Genomic DNA, 25,542 nt, shown 5'->3' with positions numbered 1-25,542 from the left:
ACTGCGATGCGCGTGCAGGTACGGCGCAATCCCGCCGGATTCATTGCCGGTACAGATCAATCCCTGTCGAAGACCCTATCGGCACATCGAATCTACTGAAAAGAACCATGACGAAGAAGTCTACGTATTACGCCGCTGCCAGGTTGTCGCCGCTCGCCGTATGCGCGGCGATGTTTTTTACCCAGCAAGCGTTCGCGCACGGGTATCTTGCCGATCCGCCGTCTCGCAATCTGCTTTGCAGTTCCAAGCGTGGCCCGGCTCAGAACTTCAACTGCGGCTCGGTCACCTGGGAGCCTCAGAGCATCGAAGGCAAACAGGGATTCCCGCAAGGTGGCGCGCCCGATAGCCAGATCGCGAGTGGCGGCGTGCCGCAATTCAGCGAGCTGAACGAACAGGCCGTCGATCGCTGGAAGATCAATGACATCAAGCCGGGCACGCACAAGTTCAAGTGGGTCTTCACGGCACCGCACGTGACGAAGGGATTCAAATACTATCTGACGAAACAGGGATGGAATCCGAATCGACCGATCACGCGAGACCAACTCGACCTCACGCCGTTCTGCACGATCGATGGCGGGATGAAGAAGGCCGATCAGATCGGGCCTCACGTCTGCACGCTGCCGTCGGATCGGAGTGGCTACCACGTGATGCTGACGACCTGGGAGGTCGGCGACACGGCAGGCATGTTCTACAACGTGGCCGACCTGAACATCAAGTCGGACGGCAGTCATACCGATCCGGACAAACCGTCCTGGTCGGCGGTCGGCAACATCGCGCCGACGATGGACCTGAAGGCCGGCGACAAGGTGACGAACCGCGTGTTCAAGGCGAGCGGCGAGGTGCCGTCGATGAAGACGACGGTGACGATTGCGACGGCGGAGCAGGGTGAGCGCAACATGTGGCCGATGCTGCTGGCCAAGGAAATCAATCGCACGCAGGCGGCGAACCTGATCGCGGGCATTTCGCGTGACGGCCGCATCGCGCCCGCGCTCGGCAAGAACGACGTGTTTGCGAAGAAAGGCGGCGGTGTGATTCGCACTGAAACCACGATCGACAAGAAGCAGGACGTCGGCCTCGACGAAGGGTTCAGCATGACCTCGAACCCCGAGTTCAGGATCCAGAACGGCAAGGCGCTCGCGAAATTCTTCCTGAAATTCAACCATTCGAAGAACACGCATGTGACGGTCAAGGTCTATGACGCGGCGAACGCGCTGGTCGGTTCGAAGTCTGCCACGATGCGACTGCACGGCGATCTGAACGTCGGCGTCGCGAATGCGAAGCCGGGCACCCACACGGCGGTCGCGACGTCGCAAATCGAAGGCGGCACGCTGAAGCAGGAAACGACCACATTCAGGTTCGTCGACGAATCCGGTCACGGCGAGAGCGTACGTTGCCATGCCGAATGGCAACAGGGCGAAGCGTACACGGGCGGCGCGAAGGTGGTGCGCAACGGGCGCATCTACGAGGCACGCTGGTGGACGCGGGGCGATGCTCCGGGCAATCCGGAGACGACGGGCGCCGACCATACGGGCAAGGTCTGGAAGGATCTCGGTACTTGCGGCAAGTGAGTGCCATGCAATGAAAGCAACGGCCAGGGCACCCACCGGATGCGCGGCCGCATTTCGATAGCGGGTTGATGTTGATCCCTTCGCCGGCCGGGTTGCTGCCCGGCCGGCGCTTGCGTGGCGCTGTGCGTCCACGCCCACGACACATCCTTCTTCGAAGCAGGCGTTCGCGCCAAGCCGGATTTCATTCGGAATCCGCATTACTTCCACCGAGGAAAAAATCTTGGAATCAAATCGTGCGTTGCGCGCGGGCAGATTGTCGCGCGCGCAAAAGGGCTTCACGCTGCTCGAACTGCTGGTCGTGTTGCTCATCATTGCGTTGCTGGCCGGCTACGTGGGCCCGAAGCTATTCTCGCAGGTCGACAAGGCGAAGGTGAAATCGACCGAGGCGCAGATGAAGACGGTGGGCGATGCGCTTACCCAGTTCCGTCTCGATACCGGGCGCTACCCGACGCCGGACGAAGGGCTCGATGCGCTCGTCGTCATGCCTCAGGACGCTGACGGCTGGAACGGCCCCTATCTTGCGAAAGCCGTTCCGAAGGATGCGTGGGGGCGGGCATATCAATGGAACGTGCCGGGCCGCGACAGCGAGGCGGAAATCGTGTCGCTGGGGCGTGACGGAAGACCAGGCGGGAGCGGCGTCGATGCAGATCTTGTCTACGGTATTTGAGCGCGGCGCGCTCGTGCGTCGACTGCTCGTGGCTGTCGGCTTCGCAGTGGGTACGTCGAGCGCTGTCGCGAAGGACTGCTTCTCGCTGGCCGGCGAGCGTCATGACATCGATCCGCTGCTGCTCGTGGCGATCGCGGAGATCGAGTCGTCGATGAATCCACGCGCGTTCAACAGGAACCGGAACGGTACCTATGACCTCGGGCTGATGCAGATCAACAGCACGCATCTGCCCCGACTGAGCAAGGCCGGTATCACGAAACGACAGTTGATCGAAGAGCCGTGCACGGCGATCGATACCGGCGCATCCATCCTGGCCGGCTTCGTCGAGCGTCACGGTTACACCTGGAATGCGGTCGGCGCGTACAACGCCGGTTCGGCACCGAACCGCACGGCCGAGCGCAAGGCGTATGCGACGAAGGTCTGGCAGGTGTATCGCAAGCTCACGAGCGATCGCACCGCGAACATGATCAGGCTCGCGAGGTGGCGACGGTGAGCACGCAGGCGTTCGACGTCCAACTGCTGGTCGACGGCCGTATCGTGGAGCGGATCGCGCATGGTATCGACGAGGCCGATGTCCGCGCGCAGTTGGGTCCTTCCGCCGGAATCGTCGTGACGATCAATCGCCGTGCGGGATTCGGAAAACGGACCAAACGGCCTGCGTTTGCCCTCGCACTGTTTTTGCAGGAGCTGTCGACGCTGCTCGATGCGGGGCTCGTACTGCTCGAAGCGCTGCAGGCGCTACGCGACAAGACAGGCGACGATCGTGCATCGAAATCCGTGCTGGACCGCATCGTCGCCGTGATGGTCGAGGGCCAGCCGTTGTCCGTGGCGCTCGCGCGGCAGCCTGACGTGTTTCCCGCCCTGCTCGTCACGACGATCGAATCGGCGGAAGGCAGCGGCCAGCTGCCGCACGTGCTGAAGCGCTATCTGCAATACGAGACGCGTATAGCGAATATCCGCAAGCGTGTGGTGGGTGCGCTCGTCTATCCGGCGCTCGTGATCGGGATCGGTTGCGCGATTCTGCTTTTCATGGCGTTTTTCGTGATTCCGCGGTTCGCCACGGTGTTCGAAACGATGAATACGCTGCCGGCGACCGCACGAGCGATGCTCGCCTGGTCGAACCTGCTCAAGAACCACGGCGGCGCGATCTGCATCGCGCTAGCAGCCGCCGTGACGTTCGGCTTCGTTGCGATCCGCGGCGGTGCATTGAAGCGGCTCGGCCGGATGCTGTTGTGGCGGCTGCCGAGGGTGCGGGATGTCGCTGCATTGTTCGCGCTGACACGCTTTTACCGAACCGTTGGCCTACTCGCGGGCGGAGGAACGCCGGCATTGACGGCCCTCGAGCTGGCGGGCAGGGCGCTCCCCGAACAATATTGCCTGCGGCTTGACGCCGCGCTCGTCGAGTTGCGTGCGGGCCGGACGGTGTCTGCCGTTCTCGCACAACACGCGCTCACCACACCGGTCGCCGAACGGTTGCTGCGCGTCGGCGAGCAGAGTGGCGATCTAGCCGGCATGTGCGAACACATCGCACAGTTCCACGATGCCGAGATCGATCGGGCAATCGAAATGATCAGCAAGGTATTCGAACCGGTTCTGATGCTCGCGGTCGGCGCAATCGTCGGCACGGTCGTCGTTCTGCTTTACATGCCGGTATTCGAACTGGCGGACAGCATCGGCTGACCATGGCGTGGCGCTGTTGACCGTTCGATTCAAATAGAAGGACAAGAGAACATGCAAATGCAATCTGCTGCCGAACGCTGGAAAGCCGAAGCCGACGAGGCCGGCATGGGCGTCGCGGGCTACATGATGAACGCCGTGGCGAATGAAACGTCGCGGCTTGCCGACGCGGCCGAGTCGCTTGGCATCGGGGCGGTCCGGCCTGACGCCTTGCGTGCGGCACGCACGCGGTTCGACCTGCTGCCGCTCGCTGATGCGCTGGCGCTGCGCGTGCTGCCCGTCGAGCTGGACGATGCGTTGTGCTTCGTACTGGCCGATCCGTTCGCACGTGTGACCCGGGACGAGCTGTTCGGACGCTTTGCGCATCGTCCGGTCGCGTTTGCGGTGAGCGTGCCGGGCGAAGTCGAGCGTCTGCTTGGAGAAGCCGAGGCGAACGAGCGATTGATGGATGACGACGTGACACTCGATGCGCGCGGCGATTCGCTCGAACATGCGATCGAGTCGATTACGTTGTCGAGCATCGCGAAGGACGAGAGTCCGATCATCCGGCTGGTCAATATGGCGCTGTACGATGCGCTTCAGGCTCGCGCGAGCGATATCCACCTGGAGGCCGCGCCAGACGGGCTCGCCGTCCGTTACCGGATCGACGGCGTGTTGCAGGCCATCAGGCGTATCCCGGGGATCGAGATCGCGATCCAGACGATGTCACGGCTGAAGGTTCTCGCTTCGCTCGACATCGCCGAAAAGCGCGTGCCGCAGGACGGTCGGTTCAAGGTGGCGCTGCAAGGGCGCCAGATCGATTACCGGGTGTCGATCATCCCGGGGACGTATGGCGAGAATGCCGTCCTGCGCGTGCTGGACAAGTCGGATCGCGGCCAGGAAGTCAGCCTCGATGTACTCGGCTTCGACGCACGCACCGCGCGGCGGGTGCGCGATCTCGCCCATCGCCCATACGGATTGATGCTCGTGACCGGCCCGACCGGCAGCGGGAAATCGACGACGCTCTACGCCGTGCTGTCCGAAATCAACAATGGCGACGACAAGATCATCACGATCGAGGATCCCGTCGAATACGAGTTGTCGGGTGTACTTCAGATTCCGGTGAACGACCGCAAGGGGTTGACGTTTGCGCGCGGCTTGCGCGCGATTCTGCGGCACGATCCGGATACCGTGATGGTCGGCGAGATCCGCGACGAAGAGACTGCATCGATCGCGGTGCAATCCGCGCTGACGGGACACCGGGTGCTGTCGACCGTGCATGCGAACGACGGCTTCAGCGTGATCGATCGTTTCATCTACATGGGCGTCGAGCCGTCTACGTTTCTCGAAGCGCTGAACGGCGTCGTGTCCCAGCGACTCGTGCGGCGCATCTGCACCGTGTGCGGAGACTCGCATGGTGGCGGCAGCGACTGCCTCGATGCCGCATCGCTTGACGATTTGCGTCACGTGGTGAAGCCGGGCGCCGGGTGCGACACCTGTCGTGGTACCGGGTATCACGGCCGGATCGGTCTGGCGGAAGTCCTGCCGCTGGACGCGGCAATGAAGTCCGCATTGCTCGAGCGCTCGCTGGACAAGCGGATGCAGGCGCTCGCAAGCAACGCAGACTACCAGTCGATCCGCGACGCAGGTCTCGAAGCGGTCCGGCAGCGGCTGACGACATTCCAGGAGGTGCAGCGTGCGATCGATCTTCAATGACGCATTCGCGCACGTGGACGCACACCGGCTGCGTATCTGGACCGGGGCCGGTGCATCGCGTCGCGCCGACGGACCGCTGATCGACATCGCGCACGAGGGCGTGCCGGCGCTTGCGTTCGCCGCGGCGCTCAGCGGCCTGCCGAAGGCGCGAAACGCATTGTTCAACCGGGTACGCCTGCAGTTCGCGTATCCGTGGGCGCAGGCGGTCGTGTTGCCCTGGCAGTCGGGCGTGTGGTCGGACGCCGCATGGTGTGCTTATGGACGCGCGCTGTTCGACGTCCGCGCGTTGCGCATACCGCTCGCGATCCGGATCGAGCCTGCGCGGTTCGGCCGAGCGCGGCTTGCCGTTGCGTTGTCCGACGACGTGCTGCGCGGATGCATCGAGGCGAGCCGGGCGACCGGCTGGAAATTGACCGGGTGCCGCGATGTACTGTCGGTCGCGCTGCAAACGCATCGGAAGCTCATGCGTGAGCGCGATCTCCAGGTGCTGCTGCGCCAACGCGACGTCGCGACGTGCCTGTTCCGTCGTGATGGGGAATGGGCGGACATCGTCACGTTGCCGTATCGCGCGGATCAGCGCGTCGACGATCTGGCCGGTGCGGCGGCGTTGATGAGCGGCCTGCCGTTGATCGGGCAGACCTATGCGACGCGTGTGCCCGATACGGCAGGCATTGCCGATTCCGCGAGCGGTACCACGCTGTACCCGCTGTCGCAGGAGGGGGAGCCGGAATGAATTCGCTGGATTTCCTGTCCACACGACGCCGAATCAGGCCATGGGCCGTCGCGATGCTTGGCGTCGCCGCCATCGCGCTGGGAAGTGTCGCGGAAAACGTGACACGTATTGCGCAGCTCGAGGAGGAGGTCGCGCAGATCGATGCCGATGTCGAACTGCGGCAGCGAGCGGTAGAGCGTGAACGGCGCAGGCAGAAGAACATGACGCCGGAACAGAAGCGCATCGAGCACATGCTTGCCCACCAGCGGGCGAAACAGGACGGATCCGGATTGGAGGTCGTCGACTGGATCGAGCGCGCGTGGGTGCCTGAGATCGCGTTGACTCAGCTGACGGTCGACAAGGCCGGGCGTAGCGCACGAATCGAAGGTGGCGCAGCGGATCTCTCCCAGGTGTTCCAGTTCGTCGAACGCTTGCATGAGCGGCATGAAAAACGCCGTGTCGGTCTGCTTCAGCATCGCATACAGACGATAGCGGGGCGCAACGTCTACCTCTTCAGTGTGAGCGTCGAGGCATCATGAACTGGAATATTCGTTTCGATTTCGACACGTGCCGCGATCGTCTGCGCTGGGCCGCGTATGTGACCCGGCGCCGGCTCGGCGCCGTCGGCTTCGCCGCGGCGATCGTTGCCGCGGCGGTTCCGATTGCACACGTGCGCTACTTTCAGCCGGAAGCGGACAGGCTCGTCGAAGCGCGCGCCGACGCGAGCCGGGCACTCTCCGCGTTGGCGAAGCAGGGATCGCCGCGTGACACGCGCGGCATGACGTTGCGGGATGTGCAAAAGCTGCGCGTTGCCGAACAAGCCTACGCCGTGTTCGAGCTGCTCGAACGGAATGGCGTCGAGCGCAAGCACGCGACGTACCGGCACGACGTCGAGGTGAAGGGCCAACTGCGCCGGATGACCATCGATATTGCGGCGAGCGGCACCTACGCGGACTTGCGGGCCGCGCTGCGTGCAATCTCGGATCAGCCGATGGTACGGGTCGAGAGCATGACGCTCGCCCGCGACAATATCGACGATGTGCAGCTCGAGATCGATGTACGCGTCAGCATTCTGGGGCCGGACGCATGATCGCCGCATTTCGTTTACTGCCGCGCATGATGTTGGCGGCTTCCCTGACCGTTGGCGCCGTTGCTGCATCGAGTGAGCCGGTCGATTCGCAATCCGACTCGCGAGCGGTCGTCGGCGTATTCCCGTCGCAACAGTGGGCATCGCTCGGGAAGCCGGCGGAGGCTGCCGTGCCGCCCGGCCCGTCCGGTCGACCGGATGACGAGTCGTTCGACAGCGGCCCCGCCACGGATCCCGAGCCGGTTGCCCCGCCGTTCACGCTGACGGGTGAATGGCACGACGGTGCCCAACGCGTGCTTGTCCTCGACGATGGTTTCGTGTTGCGGCTGCTGTGCGAGCGCCGCTGCGACGTACGTGGTGCGGTCGCACCGGGCGAACAAATTTCAGACGGCTACCGGCTGAAGCGCGTGACCGAGCACGGCGCGTTGATCGCCGATGCGGCCGGTACTGAATTTACGCTGCCGCTGCAGGTAGCGACGCCTTGAACAGAATTAAACGAGATTCCCGACTTCATCATGAAATACACCATCAGTTTGCTTGCGGTGCTTGCGGCGTTCGCGCTGACGGGGTGCGCGGGCACCCCGTCGACACCGGCAACGCCGGCGTCCCCACGCTCCGACGATGCGCTCGCTGCGTTGAAGACGCGGCAGGCCACCGCCCCGAACGATCTCGACGTGGCCATTGCGTTGCCGGTCGCGCAGCAGAACTACGTCCGCGGCGAACTTGCGCAGGCTGAAACGCAGGCCGCGCAAGGCGACTATGCGGCCGCGATCGGCCATCTCGGCAATGCGTTGAGCGAGGAGCCGGGCAACCTGAAGGCGCTGCAGGACTTGCATCGTGTCGAACGCGGCCAGCAGTTGCGAGACGACTTCTTGCGGGCCGAGCGATTGCGCGACAGCCATCCGATGGAGGCGCTTGAAATCGTGCGCGGCATTCTCGCGGAGCAGCCGAATCATTCGGAGGCGAAACGTCTGCACGGCGCATTGCTGCGTGCGTCGAAGCCGAGTCGCACGGCGCGGCCGCAGCTGGCCGACACGTTGCGCAAGCCGGTGTCGCTCAATTTCCGGGAACAGCCGATCGGCAGCATCTTCGATGTGATTTCGCGGATGTCCGGTGTGAATTTCGTGTTCGACCAGGACGTGCAGATGGACAAGCAGGCGACGTTGCTTGCCGGCCGCACCACGGCCGAGGATGCGATCAACCTGCTGCTGCGCACCAACCAGCTCGAGAAGAAGGTGCTCGACAAGCACACGCTGCTCGTCTACCCGTCGCAGCCTGAAAAGGCCCGCAACTACACGGAGTTCGCGATTCGCACGTTTTTCCTGTCGCATGCGGAGGCGAAGTCGGTGATGACCGCATTGCGCCAGATGATCAAGCCGAAGGACATCTATGTCGACGAGCGGGTCAATGCGGTCGTCATGCGCGACACGCCGGAGACGATTCGCGTTGCCGAGCGCATCGTGATGGGCCTCGATATTCCGCAGTCGGAAGTCACGCTCGACGTGCAGGTGCTCGAGGTCAACATGAACGACCAGCTCGATCTAGGCGTCGCGTATCCCGGCAAGGTCCAGTTCGATGCGCTCGCCGGCGTTGCGTCCGCGCCGATGACGCTCGGCGATCTGCTGCGAATCAATCGCGACCGGGTCGGCGTGTCGAGCGAGGCCGGTGCGTTGTCGATGGCGATCAATTTGCTGCAGAAGCAGGGCAAGACGAAGACGCTGGCCAACCCCAAGATCCGCGTGCGCAACATGGAGAAGGCGAACATCAAGATCGGCGAGCGCGTACCGATCGTGACGACCACCAATGCGAACGGCGTGGTCAGCGAATCGGTCAACTACCAGGACGTCGGCTTGAGTCTGAAGGTCGAGCCGCGCATCAGCCTGAACGATGAAGTCAGCGTGAAGGTCAATCTCGAAGTCAGCAGCATCCTGTCGAAGGAGACGACGAAGACGGGGCTCGTCGCCTATTCGCTCGGCACGCGCAATGCGGAGACGCTGATGACGGCGCAGAACGGCGAGACGCAAATTCTGGCCGGTCTGGTGAAGCGCAGCGAAAGCACCGACGTCACGGGGCTGCCGGGATTGTCCCGATTGCCGCTCTTGGGCCGGCTGTTCGGTTCGAATGCGACGGTCGACGAGAAATCCGAAATCGTATTGCTGATCACGCCGCACATCGAGCGCAATCTCGACCTGCCGGAGGCGGCGGTGACCACGTTCCTGTCCGGTACGGAGACACGCGTCACGACCGAGCCGCTGACGCTCGAGTCGGCCGCTTCGTCGGCGCGACCGGCCGATGCCGCGCCGCCGGAACTCGATGATCCGATCCTGTCCGCCGATGGCGCGGCAGACGCACGGCGGGCAGAGGGACGCGCCGGTACGTCGCCGGGTGGCACCGAGCGGCCGCCGGGGGCAGGCATGATGCGAACGCGTGATGTGGATGCCCGAGGATCGCAGGGGGCGCGTGACCGCGAGCAAGCCGCAGCATCGCCGGATACGACGCACGGCGATGCCTATGCATGGCGCGATGATTCGCCGAAATCGCGGCGAGGCGTCGCGCGGCCGGGAGCCGTCGCATGATCTGTCGACGCCCCCGCGCGTCACGCGGCTTCACGCTGGTTGAGCTGCTCGCGTCGCTGACGCTGCTCGCACTCCTCGCGACGGTCGCGCTGCCGCTCGCCGAGCTCGCCAAGCGTCGCGCACACGAAACGGAATTACGACGCTCGCTCGTCACGATCCGAACCGCGCTCGACGCGTACAAGCGCGCGTCCGACGCCGGGCATATCGAGCGCAGCATCGACGACAGCGGCTATCCGCCGGATCTTCGTACGCTGGTCGATGGCGTCGAGGACAAGAAGAATCCGGGCGGTGCGCACCTTTATTTTCTGAGGCGCATCCCGATCGATCCGATGTGCGACTGCGACGGCAAGGCGCCCGAGGACATGTGGGAAACGCGCGGCTATGACAGCGATCCGGAATCCTTTTCGTCCGGCAAGGACGTGTTCGACGTCCGGTCGAGTAATCGTGAGGAGGGAATCAATGGCGTTCCGTACAACCAGTGGTAGCCGGGGGCGTCGCGCTGCGCGCGGATTCACGTTGATCGAATTGCTCGTGGTGATGGCGATCATTGCAACATTGACCGCACTCGTGTCGCCCGGCTATCTGAAGCAAGGCGATCGCGCCAAGGAAACCGTGATGCGTCACAACCTGACGACGCTTCGCGAGTCGATCGACGACTATCGCGCCGACCACGGCCGGGACCCGGAGTCGTTGCAGGCGCTTGTCGATGGCCGCTACCTGCATGACGTCCCGCTCGATCCGCTGACGGGCAAGCGTACGACCTGGGTGATCCAGCAGGGCGATACGGGCGGTGTACGCGATGTGCACAGCGGCGCGAAGGGGCGAGCCGTCGATGGGAGTCCTTATGACGCGTGGTGAGCGATACGGGCGGCCGCGCGAGCGCGGCATCGCGTATCTCGGTGTGCTGATGCTGGTCGGCGCGATTGCGCTTGGGATGACCCAGGTCGCGCGGGCCTGGCAGACCGTCCAGCAGCGCGAGCGGGAGGCGGAGCTGATGTTCGTTGGCGACCAGATGTGTCGCGCGATTGCGAGCTACTACAACTCGGCGGAAGGCAGCCGCTTTCCGCCGTCGCTCGACGCGCTCGTCGACGACCGGCGCGGGCCGCGCGTGTTGCGGCATCTGCGGCGCGTTTATCCGGATCCGCTGACCGGTTCCGCCGACTGGGGAATCGTCGAGGCGCCCGGTGGCGGCGTGATGGGCGTGTATAGCCGCGCGAAAGGTCAGCCGCTGAAACGGCGAGGGTTCGCGGACGACTATGCGGCGTTCGATGACAAGGATGCCTATTCGGATTGGGTGTTCGTTTATTTGCCCGTCGTGCGGGAGAGCGGTGTGTCCGGTGCCGACGCAGTGCTTTCGGGCGATGGCCCCGGCTCGCGGTGAATGGCGCGAGAGCGGCAATGTCCGTTGCGGTGACGTGTGCGGACAACGCAGCTACTGGATTCAATGTGCATGTCGATCGAACCGACGCATCGGTGGAACGGGTCATGCGCTGGAATGGCCCCGATGCCAGGCCCTGAGACAGTAACCGGAAAAACGCCGGATCCGACCGGGTCAGGTATTCCAGCGGCATTTCCCGACAAGCGAAATTTCCCGATCGTAAAGATTGCGCCATCCAGACAAAAGCTGATCGCTTGCGCTCGTGTTTGACACGGAATCGATGGTCGCTTGCATTCCGTTGTGCCGAAGCCCATGCGGCTCGAGCGTATATGGCCATGCCATTGGCATGGCGGCGATGATTTTTTTGATCGGCATCGGCATCGGCATCGGCATCGGCATCGGCATCGGCATCGGCATCGGCCTATTGATGCGGCAAAAAATAGGTCGAAAAGAGCCTTTTTTTACGCCATTTCCTGTATTTCGTGGCATCGGATGACATCGATAATCCATGAGGTTTTGGTGTCGGATGGCCGGCGCGTTCAAGCGCACCAGCGATGACCGGGGGCGCGAATCCCGAGGATTTCGTGGCTATGGGCCAAGACGATACAAGTCGATGAGTTCGACGGTTTGGTCGTTGGATGGCAGTGGTCCTCCATGCTGATGGATGACGCTATGTTGTGATGAGATAGAGAGTGTTTTATGAATAAGTCGTACAAGGTAGTTTGGAATGCATCCAGCGGCACGTGGGCAGCGGCTTCCGAAATTACGAAAGCTGGCTCCGGCGGAAAATCGTTGAAAAAGGCGCTCGTAAAAACCAAGCGGAGTCACGGGGTTTCCGCCGAGGCAATGATCTATCGTCCCATTTTGAATGTGGCTGAAAGTGTGCGCGTGACGGCACGGGAAAATGCCGCCGGATTGCGTAAGGCGCCTGTCTTGGTGGCGCTTTCCATCGGTGCCGGAATGGTCGGGTCCGCCGGTGCTAAAACGCATGGCGGCTCGGTCGATGGCGTAAGCGCTCACTGTGTTTCCGGAGCGCGCGCGGTATTGGGGCAATGCGGTCCGTTCACTTCGCTTGCAGCGATGGCTACCGATACGGCATCGTCGAGAATGCTCTCCGCAACCGCGAACGAACTATCAGTCAGTGCGAATGCGATGCCGCTTTATGACATCTCCTTGGGTTCGTATTCGATCGCCGTCGGCGAGCGAGCCTCCGACAACGCGGCGTCGGCCTTCGGAAGCGACGCAACTGCGAGAAGGTCGGGGACGGATGCCGCCGGGAGCGGCGCCACCGTATATGCCGGCGTCGGCGACGTGGTCGCGCCGGATGCTGGGGCCAATACGAATCGAAACTACTCGGTGTTGGTCGGTAACGACAAGCAGCAGCGTCAAATTGAGAACATGCGCGCGGGTACGGCAGATATTGACGCAGTGAACGTGACTCAATCGACAAAAACCATCGAGCAGATGTCTGGCCGGGCCGACACGCTATCGTCGAATTTGAAGTCGCGCCCCAGCCTGCTGATGGCCAATCCGCTCGCTGCCAAGGCTCAGGCTGTCTCCGATTTTGTGTCGATCGACGGCATGGGTGCGGACGGTAGCTTGCCAAACAACGCCAGTATCGCAGCCGGCGACCGGGACAGCACGACCGCCGCCGCGGTCGGCGTGGGCTCTCAGGCGGCGGGGGCAGACGCGATCGCGATCGGTTTGAGCAGCAACGCGCTCTCGGACAACTCGGTGGGGATCGGTAGCATGGCGCAAACGGGTGCTGGGCAACCGTACTCGGTAGCGATCGGCTCACATGCGTTTACCAGTGGAGCGGGCGCGCTTGCGATTGGCTCGAACGTGCAGGCAAACGGCGACAACGCGATCGCGGTGGGTAATCACGGGGTGGCGGCAATCGGTCAGAATTCAATTGCGATCGGCAATGGCGCGCAGTCTGCGACGGGGGCGGTCGACAGCATTGCGTTCGGCACGAGCGCAGACGTTGCGCCGGGTGTGACTGGCGCGATGGCGCTGGGTGCACGTGCCAGCGTGGCAAGCGACACGAATAGCGCCGTGGCGCTGGGTACGGGTTCCCTGGCGAATCGAGCCAATACCGTGTCGGTGGGCGGCGGCACGGCTGGCTTGCGCCAGATCGTCAACATTGCAGCGGGTACGCAAGATGCCGATGCCGTGAACGTAAAGCAGTTGAGCGGCGTTGCTACGGCGCTGGGCGGCGGTGCGGGTATCGACGCCAACGGCAAGGTGACGGCACCCAAGTATCACATCGGCGGCGAGGACTACGATAACGTCGGTGAGGCGATTGCGGCCGCAGCGGAGATTGGTACCGGTACGGATCCGAATGCGGTTGAGTATGAAGATGAAACGAAGAACACGGTCAAGCTGGCTGGCGAACACGGCACGACGCTGAAGAACGTTGCGGCCGGCACGGTGGACGGGGCGAGCATGGAAGCGGTGAACGGTTCGCAGCTGTTCGGCGCATCGGAGAGCGTGGCGAAAGCGCTGGGCGGTGGCGCGACGGTGAATGAGGCAGGCCAGTTGACGGCACCGAAGTACGCGCTGGAAGGCGGCACGAAAACCGTGGCAAGCGTGGGTGATGCGGTATCGAATCTGGACGGCCGCGTGACGACGAACGCAACGAACGTCGAGAATCTGCACAACGAGTTTATCAATTCCGGTCTGATGGACGACACGGGCAAGGTGCTTGCGGTGACGTATGACCGAAAGGAAGACGGCACGGCGGATCGAGGCTCGGTGACGCTGGGTGGTGCGGACGCGCCGGGCGCGGTGGCACTGAAGAACGTGGCGCCGGGCGTGGTGAGCGCGACGAGCAAGGACGCGGTAAACGGTTCGCAGCTGTTCGGCGCATCGGAGATCGTGGCGAAAGCGCTGGGCGGTGGCGCGACGGTGAATGAGGCAGGCCAGTTGACGGCACCGAGTTACGTGCTGGAAGACGGCACGAAAACCGTGGCAAGCGTGGGTGATGCGGTGTCGAATCTGGACGGCCGCGTGACGACGAACGCAACGAACGTCGAGAACCTGCGCAGCGAGTTTGCCAATTCCGGTCTGGTGGACGACACGGGCAAGTCGGTTGCGGCGGTGACATATGACCGAAAGGCGGACGGCGCGACGGATCGAGGCTCGGTGACGCTGGGCGGTGCGGATGCGCCGGGCGCGGTGGCACTGAAGAACGTGGCGCCGGGCGTGGTGAGCGCGACGAGCAAGGACGCGGTAAACGGTTCGCAGCTGTTCGGCGCGTCGGAGATCGTGGCGAAAGCGCTGGGCGGTGGCGCGACGGTGAATGAGGCAGGCCAGTTGACGGCACCGAGTTACGCGCTGGAAGACGGCACGAAAACCGTGGCAAGCGTGGGTGATGCGGTGTCGAATCTGGATGGCCGCGTGACGACGAACGCAACGAACGTCGAGAACCTGCGCAGCGAGTTTGCCAATTCCGGTCTGGTGGACGACACGGGCAAGTCGGTTGCGGCGGTGACGTATGACCGAAAGGCGGACGGCACGACGGATCGAGGCTCGGTGACGCTGGGCGGTGCGGACGCGTCCGGCACGGTCGCGCTGAAGAACGTGGCAGACGGCGTTGCCGATACCGACGCAGTGAACTGGCGGCAGCTGAACACGGGACTGTCGACCGTGACGAGCGATCTGGAAGAGGGCAACATCCAGTTGAAGTACATCAAGGTCAAAGCCAATGGCGCGCCCGCCATCGCCGGTGGTAATCAGGCGGTCGCGATCGGATCGCAAGCTTCGGCGAGTGGCCCTAACACACTGGCATTTGGCGCTGGCGCACGTGCCGTAGCGTCCGGAGCGGTCGCGCTTGGGTTCAATTCCGTTGCTGCTGATCCGATGACAGTATCCGTCGGCGCTGCCGGTAGCGAGCGCAAGATCGTCCACGTGAAGGCGGGGGAGATTGCCCCCAGGAGTACGGATGCGATCAACGGGGCACAGTTGTTTACTGCGTTGGGTGAGTTGAAATCGCATGTGGCAGCCGATCAGTCGCGCCTTCTGTCCCGGTTTACACTGGAGAATCCGGATGCGCCATCGGATTTTTTTAGCGTTGCAGGCAAGGTCGCGAACAGCACTGCAACTGTCACTGACGGTGACGTGGACCACACCGCAATCGCAATCGGTGTGGGTTCCGCGGCCGCGGGGGCGGATGCGTTTGCTGCCGGCGTGAGTGCCACCGCGAACTCGGATAATTCGGTGGCGATCGGTAGTACGGCGCAAACGGGTGCCGGACAACCCGACTCGGTAGCCATCGGTTCACATGTGTATACGAATGGAGCGGCCGCGCTTGCAATTGGTTCGAATGTGCAGGCAAACGGGGAAAACGCAATCGCGGTGGGTAATCACGAGGCGCAGGCAATTGGTCTGAATTCAATTGCGATCGGCAATAACGCCCAATCGGGAACCGATGCGATCGATGGCATTGCGTTCGGCACGGGGGCAGACGTGGCGCAGGGCGCGATCGGCGCGATGGCGCTGGGCGCACGCACCAGCGTGGAGGCGAATAATGCCGTGGCACTGGGTACAGGTTCCAAGGCGAATCGAGCCGACACCGTATCGGTAGGCGGTGGCACGGCTGGCTTGCGCCAGATCGTCAATGTTGCAGCGGGCGTGCAAGATGCCGATGCCGTGAACGTAAAGCAGTTGAGCGGCGTTGCTGCGGCGCTGGGCGGCGGCGCGCGTATCGACGCCAACGGTAACGTGACGGCGCCCAAGTATCACGTCGGCGGCGAGGACTACGATAACGTCGGGGACGCAATTAAGGCCGCAGCGGCCAGCGGCGGCGCGACGGATTCGCGGGCGGTGCGCTACGACGTCGACGCACAGGGCAACCCGAACTACGGATCGGTGACGCTGGGCGGCCCGGCGGCAGAGCCCGTGATACTTGCCCATGTTGCCGACGGCAAGAACCAGTACGACGCAGTCAACTATGGCCAACTCTCTTCGCTGCAAAGCGACTTCGAAAGCCGCCTCGGCACGATGGACGATCGCATCGACAGGATCGAAGCCACGGGCGGCGGTTCGGGCGGCGAAACGGGCGGCACGGTCAGCAATGACTTGATCAGCGGCTCGGGCGACGCAGGCCGGGCGGTCACACCGGTGAACCTGGGCAATGGCAGCAATAGCGTTGCGATCGGCTCGGCTTCGACGATCAATGGCGATGCCGGTAACGCCACGGCCGTCGGCGCGAACTCGACGGTGGGCGCCGCGGGCGGCACGGCGATGGGAGCCGGCGCCGATGCCCATGCGGCCAACAGCACCGCGATCGGGCAGGGCGCGTCGGCTCGCGGCGAGAACAGCGTTGCGATCGGTGCGGGTTCCGTCGCGAATGACGACAACACGGTCTCGTTCGGTGATGGGTCCGACCAGGGCAATCGCCGGATCGTCCACATCGCGGATGGCTTTAATGCGTCAGATGCGGCGACCAAGGGGCAGCTCGACCGGGCAGTCGGTGGTCTGCAAGGCCAGATCAACGGCATATCGCGCAATGCCTATTCGGGCATCGCGGCGGCCACGGCATTGACGATGATCCCGGGGGTCGACCCGGGCAAGATGCTGTCGTTCGGTATCGGCAGTGCGAGCTACAAAGGCTATCAGGCGATCGCGTTTGGCGGGGAGGCCCGCATTACGAAGAACCTGAAGATGAAGGCCGGTGTGGGCTTGTCGAGCGGCGGCAACACCGTTGGCATCGGGGCATCGTATCAGTGGTAATTGACTGACTGACGGAGCGCGAGATCCGCTCCGGTATTTTCGGACCCGCAACTTGCGGGTCCTTTTTATTCACATCCAATCCAGGTATCGAAACAATCCCGGTTCACGCGATCGATCCTCGCGCGGGAATGGGAATCGGCCGACGCCGCACTACGCCGATTCGTCCTTGGCTGATATACGGTGATCGCCATCAGCAGCGATACTCGACGTTCCATTAAACCCGAAGGAGGGACGAGGCGGCGCGTCACGTGTCGGTAAATTCGTCGCCTATATACGGATATGCAGGACATCACCGGTCGTTTCGCACTACCGCTCGTCACCCCTTTTTCCGATGTGCCGCCGCCATACGGTCGGCGCAGCAGCGCATACGTGAAAAGCCGGCGGCCGGCGCTCCGCGTGTTCGACTTGTGTCCGCACGGGATCGCGCGTGACCAGGCTAAAGCGTGTGCCGAAGATTTCGGGTCCGGCAACCGTGCGTGGCTGAATCAGCATCCGCCGCCCCGCTCGTGGCGGCGGATGCTCGCCATCGGCCTCGCCTTCGCGGCGTCGTGCAGTATTGCGACGCATCTACTGGAAAGCAGGCCCGTGCCGCCATCTCCCGATACCGTTTACCGGGGTGCAATTTCGATCCCATCGGCACCAGTGCCGGCGCGTGTGGCCGCTGTTGACGATTCGGATTCGCGTGTTGCAGATGTGGGGACAGGTGCGACGGCGCTTCCGGAGCGTGCGGTACCGCATCACGAGCCGGTGCTTGATACGGTGGTGCCGAAAGCGGTGATGAAGTCTGGCAAAACCCGCGGGCGTGCCCAGGTGCAAGGCGCGCGCGCGAATGGGCGAGCCAACGCGGAGCATTCGGTCCCGACGGGGAGCGTGGCCGAGGCAATCGGCATGACCGACGCAGAATTCGCGTATTGGCGCGAAGTAACGCTGGATCGCGCTTTCCCGCGCGAGCCCCATTCCCATCCCGATCCCGCAGAGGGCGGGTTGTACTTCAACTCCGTCGAGCACCCGCGCCTGATCCGGGACTGACAGCATGTAATGCGTTCGCGGTCCGATCGAAATCCACGCGATCCAGAATCCATTCAACATGCGTGCGGCTCAGACCGCATGACCGGACAATGCCATTCGGTCGGGCGTGACATGCCACCCGCACCGGGAACGACAGGCATGAGTCACGCGAACATGCCGGGCAGTCACGCATGTGGATCACCCACGCATCTCAGCGCCGGTCGAGCGCCGTCAACTTCGACCATCCAATGATGCGCGAAGAATGTGCGTTTCTTTGTGCTGACGATGAGAATTTTCTAGTCCCTTGAGGTGATGTCGAGCGCTATCGTTCAGGGCATTGGACTTCACGCGGCCGTTCGCGCCGGGATCTCCAGCTTGGGATGGCGCACTGTCGCAGTGACTTGATACCTTCTGTCGTCTCGGAGGCGTCCTCGAGGCAATTTTTTGATAGCCATGTTTGGAATTTCCCTCAATGAGTTTTATTGATCGCGAGAGTTATTTGAGTTCACCTCCGTCTGCGCCGGTTCCGGATAGCTTATTTATGGAGAGGAAAATAAATATTGTCGTCGCGGATTCCTATCCGATGATTGTCCAGGGGCTACGGTACATATTCTCGAGTGCGGAAAATATGCAAATCGTCGCCGAAACGAGTACGTTGTCCGGCATGGCTTCGCTGTTGACGAACAGCCAGTGCGATGTGTTGATCTGCGACTATTCGTTCGGCGACGATCCGGAGCCGGACGGGATGAGGATGCTTGAAACCATTCGGAGAGATCATCCGGAGGTGAAGATCATTCTGCTGGCCGAGCTGAGGGACGGGTTGTCCGTTCGGCGCGTGCTGAAAAAAGGAGTCTCGGCGTTCGTCGTGAAGTCCAGCGATGATTCGCTTTTCCTGCCGAAGATCGTCGAGAAGGTCATGCGCGGCAAAAAGTATGTCGATCCGGATATCGCGGGAGAGGTGCTGTGCGATTCCGGCAGAGGTAGCGGGAGACGAACGCGAACCAATTTATTGTCGCCGCGCGAGCTGGACGTGGTACGGCTTTTCGAGCGCGGAATGGCGGTGGGGGAAATCGCGGAAAAGCTCAGCCGAAGTCGAAAGACGATCAGTACCCAGAAAGCCAGTGCAATGCGGAAGTTCGGCGTGAAGACCGACGTCGATCTGGTGGACGCCGTGCGAGACATGCTTTGGAGGAATTGAACCATCCTGGGTTTGCTCGCGGTTCGTCCCTCTACAGGCGGCGATTCATTGGAAATGAAAGGGCCGGCCACGTCATCGTTAAATCAAGGTTTCGAGTTCGACATGATTGAAAATCGCAATAGACTTCCGTCGTTATGCCCCGCTTTTGTGATGGTTGCCGCATTGCTTTCGTCATGCGGCGGCGATTCCGGAGAAAGTGGTGGTAAGCAGGAGGAAAGTCACGGCAACGTGATTTCGGAAACGACCCGTGGCGAGGAGTCGGGAAAATCCAGAACCAATACGCACGAGGATGACGACACGTGGTATCGGCAGTGCCTTGCCGACGACACATCGGTCACGCCGTCGTCGACTCGCGCCGCGGCGTCTTATGGCAACGAGGTCATCGTCAAGATGCGGCCGTCATCCGGCGAGGTGCAACGCTACAGTGCCGCGACGGCGGGCGACATACGCGAGCGGGAGCGGCTCGATCGCGTGGTCGAGCGCGTCAATCAACGCCATGCGTCCGTGTCGTTGCACACGCTCGGAAGCGGTTCGACCGATGGCCGCCCGTCAGGCAATCTGCTTTCGGTAAAACGCTTGATGTCAGGTGGCGCCGCGGTGGTAGAGGTGTCGGCCGCAACGGATTCGATGGCGGATATTGTCGACGCGCTCGCAAGCGAGCCCGAAATCGAATACGCGGAGTTCAATTACCCGGTCCATTCGTTCGCCTTCGAGCAACCCGATGGCCAACATGGCGACACATGGTATCTGCGCGATGTCGACGCCGGGATCCGGATCGAGGACGCATGGCGTGTCACGCAAGGCATGCCCCGCGCGGTGACGGCCGTACTCGACACCGGTGTGACGCATCACCCGAACCTCGTGCCGCATCTGCTTCCCGGGTACAACTTCGTCACCGATACGTTTGCCGCGAATGGCAGCGGCCGGGGTTCGGATGCTCGAGACCCCGGCGACTGGATGGGTCAGGACGAGGCTGCTGGATTTGGACAAACCGTGCGGAACAGCAGTTGGCACGGGACGGGCATCGCCGGCGTCGTGGCGGCGACGACGAGCATGAATGGCTGGGAAGATCGCCATGGCGCGAGCATCCTGCCGGTGCGCGTGCTCGGCAAGGGCGGCGGGCAGACCAGCGATGTGGTCGACGGGATGCGATGGGCGGCGGGGCTGCCGGTGGTCGGCGCACCGGACAATCCGCATCCGGCCAAGGTCGTCAATCTGAGCCTCGGCTCGATCGGTGCCTGCAGCCGAACGTTTCAGGACGCAGTCGACGATCTCGTCGGGCACGGTGTGACCGTTGTCGCTGCTGCGGGTAATGACGGTGTCAACGACATCGACGCGCCGGCGAATTGTCGGGGCGTGATTTCCGTGGCGGGAAGCGACCGGACCGGTCGTCGCGTGTCGGACAGCAATACGCATCCGCGCGTGACGCTGAGCGCGCCGGGAACGAACATCTGGACGCTTTCGAATACCGGGAAGCAGGCGCCGGCCGATGCGTCCTACGACTATATGCACGGCACGAGCCTGGCCGCGCCGCAGGTGTCGGGCGTGGTGTCGCTGATGCTGACGACCAATCCCTGGTTGACCCCTTCCGAGGTCGCGAGCATCCTGAAGCGCACCGCACGCTTTACATCGATCCTATCGAAGACGCGGTCGTGCAGGGTGATTGCGCCGGGGCACGGGATAGTCGATGCGCATGCCGCGGTATCGGCTGCCGCAGCCGGGCGAAATAGCGGCGGCCATTGATCAAGCGGGGCTGACATCTGAGCGAGCGGCGCTGAGGGGTCCCATTTTTCGGCGACACGCCAGGATTCACGCGGTGCCTGTCAGCAACGTGTCGAGTCGGGCGGCCAGTTGCTCGACTTGTGCGCAAAAGGCTGCCAGTGCCGCCTCCTGGCCCGGCAGGCCATTCAGTCGAAGTCGTGCTGACAGGCGCTCGCCGTCGTCGGCCAGAACGTCCGGGCCGAACAATTTGCTGGCGCCGGCGATGCGATGAATACGCTCGGCCGCTGCTATCGCGTTGCCGCTTCGTACTGCGGTCTGCAGGAAAGCAATATCCTTCGTGGTCTCGATCAGGAAGCCCCGGATCAACGTCGGCCAGTGCGCTGTTTCTTCGAGCGAGAAAGGCGGGCCGGGCCGGGCCGTGACGTCCGTCCGTGTCGGGCCGGGCGACATCGCGGTCCAGCGCGCAAGCTGCTCGCGCAGCACGGCCAGCGTCGTCGGCTTGACGAGCAGGCCGTCCATGCCGGCTTCCGCGCATCGGGTCGCTTCGTCGGGCAATGCGTTGGCCGTCAACGCAAGAATGGGAATATGCCGCGATGGGTTTTCCCGGGAACGGATGCGTTTCGCCAACTCGTAACCGTCCATGTCCGGCATCGCGCAATCGCTGAGTACCAGGGCGATATCGGTATCGTCCAGTACGCGCAGTGCGTCCATGCCGTTGGAAACCGCGATGGCGGTATAGCCGAGCCGGTCGAGTTGTGCCTCGATGACGACGCGGTTGATCGGATGATCGTCGACGACGAGAATTCGAATGCCGGACGATGGAAGTTCGATCGATGGCAGACGGGTCTCGGCCTGGGCGGATCGCGGTGCGCCGGCGACATGAAGGCATAGTGCTTCGACCGCGGCGTAGGTCAGCGGATTGTGGCTGAGTCGACATATGCCGTCAGGCCCGACCTCGTAGCCCGTGGGGATGGGCTCGTCCGTGAGCCCGATCACGGGCCGGTTGTCGCGGATCTCGTCGAGCCGGCTTTCATCGACGAAGTGGATGTCCGCCTGCGAGGCGGGCCCCGTCACGACGACGCCAAGCGGGACCAGAAGTTCGCGTAGCGCGGTGGCGAGCGCCATGTCGGGTAGAACGATACCGGCCCGCTTTCCGGTCAGTGGCGTGGGGCGAGCAAGGAGGTGGACGTTCAGGTCGAATTCGACGATGACCCGCGTACCGACGCACGGAATGCTTTCAATGCGGATGACACCCTGCATCAGCTCGACCAGGCGTTTGCAGATGGCCAATCCGAGGCCCGTGCCACCGAAGCGGCGTGCGATCGACGTGTCGGCCTGAGCGAACGGCGCGAACAGGCATTGCAGTTGCGCCGGCGTGATGCCGATGCCGGTATCGTGGACCGTGAAGCGAACGCGCTGGCACGCATTGCGATGGTCGATGACCTCGATGCTGATGCCGACCTCTCCGTTTTCCGTGAATTTGATGGCGTTGCTCACCAGGTTGAAGAGAATCTGGCGAAGACGCAGGCCGTCGATCTCCAGCTCGGCAGCAAGCCGGTGGCTGACGAAATTGCGAACGATGAGGCCCTTGTCGTGGGCCAGCGTAGCGGCGACGGAGCTGACGCCGTCCAGAAGCGCGCGCAGGTCGGTCGGCTCGGCCACGATCTCCAGCTGTCCGGCATCGATCTTCGAGAAATCGAGTACGTCGTCGAGAATCTGCATCAAGGTCAACGCGGATTCCCCGATCATGTGAAGCATGCGCTGCTGCTTGGTGCCCAACGATTCGTGGCGCAGCAGCTCGAGCATGCCGATGATCCCGTTCATCGGCGTGCGTATCTCATGGCTCATGGTGGCCAGGAATCTCGATTTTGACGCCGCGGCTATTTCGGCGGCTTCTTTGGCGCGGGCCAGTTCTCCGGCTTGCGCCTTGGCGTGGGTGACATCCGACCACACGCCGCTCCAGAAGATCGTCCCGTCGTGCTCGGTTTGCGGCGTCGCTTCCGTATGAAGCCAGCGCTCCCGGCCATGGGAAAGACAGCGAAAGTCGATGGAGACCGGTTTCATGGTCAGCGCCGAATACTTGACTGCCGATCTGATGAGGGGGCGGTCATCCGGGTGAACCCGCGAAAGCGCATTCAGCGCATCGGCTTCCATCGTCTGCGCATCCAGATCCCACATGGCGTGCGTATTGCCTCCCACATAAGGAAAACGTAGCGCGCCGTCGGGGGTGCGTCGCAGTTCGAAGACGACCGCTGGAAGATGAGCGGTCACGCGCCTCAGTCGTTGGTCCAGTGCGCGTGCGCGCTGTTCCGCATCGCGAATGGTCGTGACGTCGACCAGCGTGACCAGAAGGCCGCCCGGTTTTCCGCTCGGCAACTGGAACGGATGCATCCAGTACAGCCAGGAGCGCTGCTTCTGGTCGCGATCCATCAGGTTGACCTCGGCGTGATGCGGGTGCTGCTGATCCTGAACCTGCTCGCTCATTGCGTGGATATGGGTACTCCATGCGGGTTCCAGCGGCGAAGCCTCGAGCATCGTCTTGCCGATCAGCTCCTCACGCTTCACCGAGAATGCGGTTTCATAAGCGCGGTTGAGCGCGATATATCGGTTCGCGCTGTCTTTGGCGACCAACGGGTACGGAAGCGACTCCATCAGCGCTTCGCGAAAGCTGAGCTGATCGGCCAGCTCATGCTCGATCGCCAGCCGCTGGCGAACCTCGTGGCGCAGCCGGACGTAGGCGGTGATGACAGTCGCCAGTACGAGCGCGGCGCCAAGCAACACGAGCTCGAACGTTTTCCATGGCAGGCCGGCCGAATAGCGCGGCCACAACCACCGGCTGCGAATGCGTTGCCGTTCCTTTTTCGGGATCGCGGCAATCGCGCGATTGATCAGCGGAAGCAATCGATCGTAGCGGCGGTTGACTGCAATACTCAGCCGGCTGTCGAGATCGGCCGGAGACACGATTTTGAGAACGCCGGGGAAGTAGTTGCGGATGTTGAAATCGACAATCGCGGCGTTGCCGACATAGGCGTCGGCACGCCCCTCCTCCACGGCCTTCATCGCTTGATAGGCGTTCGCGGTCACGGTAATGTCGGCACCGGGCATCTGTTGCCGTACCGTCGCGGGAAGCTCGCTGGGATCTGAAATGACGATCCGGCGGCCGGCAAGATCGACGATGCCTTGCGGCGACGCGTGAGGGCGGGTGACGATGACGTCGGGGAGGGTGATGAACGGAGCGCTATAGAGCAGGACCTCGTCACGGTTGGCTGGCGTATTGACGGGTGCGGCGGCATCCAGCTGGCCCGATTGCGCGAGCGACAGGGTTTCCGCCCAAGACGTCGTTTTCACGAGGGCAAAGCGAATGCCGAGCGATGCCGAAATATGGGCCAGATAGTCCGCAACGATGCCGCTCGGGCGATCGTCGGCGTCGAGATAGGCAATGGGCGCCCATTCCGGGTCCATGCCTAGTTTGATCGGGGGAAGCGAGGCGAGCCAACTGCGCTCGTCAGGTGTGAGCGTTAAACCACCGGCCGTGCCGCGAACGCGTGCCTGTGCTGCCGGCTCCGTCGGCCAGGGTTGCGTCAACCGGGGCATCGAAGCGTCCGTGCTTTCAGCCGTGACGGAATCGATCGGGCACGTAGTCAGGACTGCTATGGCAATGACGCAGCTCAACCGGATGCTGACCCAAAAGGTGTTTTTCAAAATGACGTACCGTGCGCGGTGGGTTGCGATGCTGCGGCCTATGCGGCGCGCACATTTCAGCTGATTTCGCCGTGAGCCCTGTCGTTTGGGCGGGCACGGCGCTTGAGTCGGGGCTATCCGTGATGCCCGGCCGCGGCCGCGGCCAGGCAGGCCGTGTCAGCCATTGAGTCCGAGACTGACGACGTACTCATAGAGCTCGGCATCGCTTTTGAGCCCGAGCTTGCGCTTCGCCGATATCTTGGCCCAACTGACCGTCTTGATGGTCCGATGCAGCATCTCGCCGACTTCCGTCGGCGATTTACCGCTGGCAAGGAGGCGCAGCACTTCCAGCTCCCGGGGCGTCAGATTCGCGGCCCGTTGGCTTTCCGTCTCGGTCAGTCCAAGCATCGTCAATTCGCGCTGCAGCTTGGCGCTGATGTAGATCGCGCCTCTCAGGGCGGTGCGAACGGCAGCGAACAGTTCATTTTTTTCCGCTCCTTTTTCCACGATTCCCAGGACGCCTTCGCTCAACATCGCGCGCAACAAACCGGCATTCGCCATGTTCGTGAGCACGATGACGGGTAAGGCTGCGTGTTCTCGTCGAATGGCCGATAGCATTGTCAATCCGTCCGCACGTCCGGTGTTCGGCATCGAGAAATCCGTAATCACGACGTCGCAAGCGACGTGTGCCAGGATCGTCATCAACTCACTGGAGTCACGAGCCTCTCCCACGACCTCCATGCCATTCTGCTCGATCAAAAGGCGACAGCCGAGCAACATGATCGGATGGTCGTCTGCGAGCACAACGCGCCAAGCCATTTTCAGAATCCCCAAAATTTA

20 protein-coding genes are annotated in these 25,542 nt (G+C 62.8%); 18 read left to right on the top strand and 2 right to left on the bottom strand.

Annotation, left to right across the window (positions count from 1 at the left end):
- Window positions 1–107: 107 nt before the first annotated feature.
- The 18 genes from gbpA to HWX14_RS27590 all read left to right on the top strand — a co-directional run bounded on the left by gbpA (window position 108) and on the right by HWX14_RS27590 (window position 21,042).
- Window positions 108–1,568, top strand: a complete 1,461-nt coding sequence (gene gbpA, locus HWX14_RS27675) for an N-acetylglucosamine-binding protein GbpA (RefSeq protein WP_175885497.1) — start codon at window positions 108–110, stop codon at window positions 1,566–1,568.
- Window positions 1,569–1,788: 220 nt separating this feature from the next.
- Window positions 1,789–2,235, top strand: coding sequence for a type II secretion system major pseudopilin GspG (gene gspG, locus HWX14_RS27670; RefSeq protein WP_244130359.1), 447 nt, complete (start codon window positions 1,789–1,791; stop codon window positions 2,233–2,235).
- Window positions 2,210–2,728 carry a transglycosylase SLT domain-containing protein gene (locus HWX14_RS27665; RefSeq protein ID WP_175885496.1) on the top strand — a complete coding sequence of 173 codons (519 nt, stop codon included), beginning with the start codon at window positions 2,210–2,212 and terminating at the stop codon, window positions 2,726–2,728. Before gspG ends, HWX14_RS27665 begins: the two co-directional genes overlap by 26 nt.
- Window positions 2,725–3,915: a type II secretion system F family protein gene (locus HWX14_RS27660; protein WP_175885495.1), complete on the top strand. Its 1,191-nt coding sequence runs from the start codon at window positions 2,725–2,727 to the stop codon at window positions 3,913–3,915. The genes HWX14_RS27665 and HWX14_RS27660 overlap by 4 nt, the downstream gene beginning before the upstream one ends.
- Before the next feature lie 51 nt (window positions 3,916–3,966).
- Window positions 3,967–5,607 (top strand): GspE/PulE family protein, encoded by a 1,641-nt coding sequence (locus tag HWX14_RS27655; protein ID WP_175885494.1) that lies wholly within the window; start codon window positions 3,967–3,969, stop codon window positions 5,605–5,607.
- Window positions 5,588–6,340, top strand: coding sequence for a hypothetical protein (locus HWX14_RS27650; protein ID WP_175885493.1), 753 nt, complete (start codon window positions 5,588–5,590; stop codon window positions 6,338–6,340). Before HWX14_RS27655 ends, HWX14_RS27650 begins: the two co-directional genes overlap by 20 nt.
- Window positions 6,337–6,858 (top strand): hypothetical protein, encoded by a 522-nt coding sequence (locus tag HWX14_RS27645; protein ID WP_175885492.1) that lies wholly within the window; start codon window positions 6,337–6,339, stop codon window positions 6,856–6,858. Before HWX14_RS27650 ends, HWX14_RS27645 begins: the two co-directional genes overlap by 4 nt.
- Complete coding sequence (locus HWX14_RS27640) at window positions 6,855–7,409, top strand: hypothetical protein (protein ID WP_244130358.1); 555 nt, start codon at window positions 6,855–6,857, stop codon at window positions 7,407–7,409. The genes HWX14_RS27645 and HWX14_RS27640 overlap by 4 nt, the downstream gene beginning before the upstream one ends.
- Window positions 7,406–7,891 carry a hypothetical protein gene (locus HWX14_RS27635; RefSeq protein WP_175885491.1) on the top strand — a complete coding sequence of 162 codons (486 nt, stop codon included), beginning with the start codon at window positions 7,406–7,408 and terminating at the stop codon, window positions 7,889–7,891. Before HWX14_RS27640 ends, HWX14_RS27635 begins: the two co-directional genes overlap by 4 nt.
- A gap of 30 nt (window positions 7,892–7,921) precedes the next feature.
- Window positions 7,922–9,982: a secretin N-terminal domain-containing protein gene (locus HWX14_RS27630; RefSeq protein WP_175885490.1), complete on the top strand. Its 2,061-nt coding sequence runs from the start codon at window positions 7,922–7,924 to the stop codon at window positions 9,980–9,982.
- A complete protein-coding gene (locus tag HWX14_RS27625; RefSeq protein ID WP_175885489.1) occupies window positions 9,979–10,467 on the top strand; it encodes a prepilin-type N-terminal cleavage/methylation domain-containing protein in 489 nt (162 codons plus the stop codon). The genes HWX14_RS27630 and HWX14_RS27625 overlap by 4 nt, the downstream gene beginning before the upstream one ends.
- Complete coding sequence (locus HWX14_RS27620) at window positions 10,442–10,840, top strand: prepilin-type N-terminal cleavage/methylation domain-containing protein (RefSeq protein ID WP_175885488.1); 399 nt, start codon at window positions 10,442–10,444, stop codon at window positions 10,838–10,840. Before HWX14_RS27625 ends, HWX14_RS27620 begins: the two co-directional genes overlap by 26 nt.
- On the top strand, window positions 10,827–11,363 hold the full coding sequence (locus HWX14_RS27615) for a type II secretion system protein (protein WP_175885487.1): 537 nt from the start codon (window positions 10,827–10,829) through the stop codon (window positions 11,361–11,363). Before HWX14_RS27620 ends, HWX14_RS27615 begins: the two co-directional genes overlap by 14 nt.
- Before the next feature lie 259 nt (window positions 11,364–11,622).
- On the top strand, window positions 11,623–11,856 hold the full coding sequence (locus tag HWX14_RS27610; RefSeq protein WP_175885486.1) for a hypothetical protein: 234 nt from the start codon (window positions 11,623–11,625) through the stop codon (window positions 11,854–11,856).
- 203 nt (window positions 11,857–12,059) lie between these two features.
- Window positions 12,060–17,093, top strand: a complete 5,034-nt coding sequence (locus HWX14_RS27605) for a YadA-like family protein (protein ID WP_175885485.1) — start codon at window positions 12,060–12,062, stop codon at window positions 17,091–17,093.
- Between the two features lie 279 nt (window positions 17,094–17,372).
- Window positions 17,373–18,122 carry a hypothetical protein gene (locus tag HWX14_RS27600; RefSeq protein WP_175885484.1) on the top strand — a complete coding sequence of 250 codons (750 nt, stop codon included), beginning with the start codon at window positions 17,373–17,375 and terminating at the stop codon, window positions 18,120–18,122.
- Between the two features lie 451 nt (window positions 18,123–18,573).
- A complete protein-coding gene (locus HWX14_RS27595) occupies window positions 18,574–19,299 on the top strand; it encodes a response regulator transcription factor (RefSeq protein WP_244130357.1) in 726 nt (241 codons plus the stop codon).
- A gap of 54 nt (window positions 19,300–19,353) precedes the next feature.
- Window positions 19,354–21,042, top strand: coding sequence for a S8 family peptidase (locus HWX14_RS27590; RefSeq protein WP_244130373.1), 1,689 nt, complete (start codon window positions 19,354–19,356; stop codon window positions 21,040–21,042).
- 66 nt (window positions 21,043–21,108) lie between these two features.
- Here the strand turns inward: HWX14_RS27590 and HWX14_RS27585 are convergent, their stop codons facing one another.
- Together HWX14_RS27585 and HWX14_RS27580 are read right to left on the bottom strand one after the other, a co-directional pair.
- Window positions 21,109–24,483, bottom strand: coding sequence for a transporter substrate-binding domain-containing protein (locus HWX14_RS27585; RefSeq protein WP_244130356.1), 3,375 nt, complete (start codon window positions 24,481–24,483; stop codon window positions 21,109–21,111).
- 396 nt (window positions 24,484–24,879) lie between these two features.
- Window positions 24,880–25,521, bottom strand: coding sequence for a response regulator transcription factor (locus tag HWX14_RS27580; RefSeq protein ID WP_175885481.1), 642 nt, complete (start codon window positions 25,519–25,521; stop codon window positions 24,880–24,882).
- Window positions 25,522–25,542: the final 21 nt, after the last annotated feature.

The organism is Burkholderia sp. BCC0044, assembly GCF_902832955.1.
GTDB lineage: Bacteria > Pseudomonadota > Gammaproteobacteria > Burkholderiales > Burkholderiaceae > Burkholderia.
The sequence above is the reverse complement of the archived record's forward strand: the minus strand, read 5'-3'. Positions and strand labels throughout refer to the sequence as shown.